This window comes from Caballeronia sp. LjRoot29 (genome assembly GCF_964252755.1).
In the GTDB taxonomy this organism is placed as follows: domain Bacteria; phylum Pseudomonadota; class Gammaproteobacteria; order Burkholderiales; family Burkholderiaceae; genus Caballeronia.
The window spans coordinates 1-873 of record NZ_CAXUPU020000095.1 but is presented as its reverse complement, the minus strand read 5'-3'; the positions used below and the strand labels follow the sequence as shown (position 1 = coordinate 873).

2 protein-coding genes are annotated in these 873 nt (G+C 60.4%); both read left to right on the top strand.

Annotated elements, in window-relative coordinates; genetic code table 11:
- The first annotated feature begins 68 nt into the window (after positions 1-68).
- Positions 69-479, top strand: a complete 411-nt coding sequence (locus ACSQ83_RS35885) for an IS5/IS1182 family transposase (protein WP_062093255.1) — start codon at positions 69-71, stop codon at positions 477-479.
- The coding region (locus ACSQ83_RS35880) for an IS5 family transposase (protein WP_414970462.1) at positions 371-873 on the top strand (503 nt) is incomplete at its 3' end. The genes ACSQ83_RS35885 and ACSQ83_RS35880, both read left to right, overlap by 109 nt.

Sequence of the window (873 nt, the reverse complement as noted above, 5' to 3'; positions counted from 1 at the left end):
AGCTCGGAAGGGCTGTTTACTTTTCCACGAAACGGTTAACCTTGGATACCTGAACAACGGATCAAGGAATGCCGGCACCTATCATCGATGACGAATTGTGGGCACTGATCGAACCGCTACTTCCACCGCCCAAACCGCGACGCCAGCGATACCCTGGAAGGTTGCCGGTCTCGGACCGTGCAGCACTCAATGGCATCCTGCTTGTGCTGAAGACAGGAATGCGATGGAACCATCTGCCGACCCGGTTGGGCTTCGGCTCTGGAGCGACTTGTTGGCGTCGGTTGCACGACTGGCAGCAGGCCGGGGTGTGGGACAAGCTGCACGGGCTACTGCTCGACAAGCTGCGCGAATCTGGCCAGCTCGATTTCTCATATGCGGCTGTCGATTCATCGTCCGTGCGAGCCGTTGGGGCGGGCCAAAAACTGGGCCAAACCCCACCGATCGCGCACGACCAGGGTCCAAACACCACGTCCTCGTAGACGCGAACGGCGTTCCTGTCAGCGTGATCGTGACCGGCGCGAACCGCAATGATGTCACGCAACTGCTGCCGCTGGTCGACGCTATCCCGCCGATTCGCGGCACACGCGGCCGACCGCTTCGCAAACCCAAGGTCATCTACGCCGACCGTGGCTACGACTCCGACTCGCATCGCCGCCAACTTCGCGAGCGTGGAATCAGACCGGTCATCGCCAGGCGCCGCACCGAACACGGCAGCGGTCTCGGCAAGTTCCGTTGGGTCGTTGAACGGACTCATTCGTGGCTCCATGGTTTCCGGCGTCTTCGCATTCGCTTCGAGCGCCGATCTGACATTCACGAAGCATTCCTCAAACTAGCCTGCTCACTCGTCTGCTGGAACATCTTCAGCCGAACTGA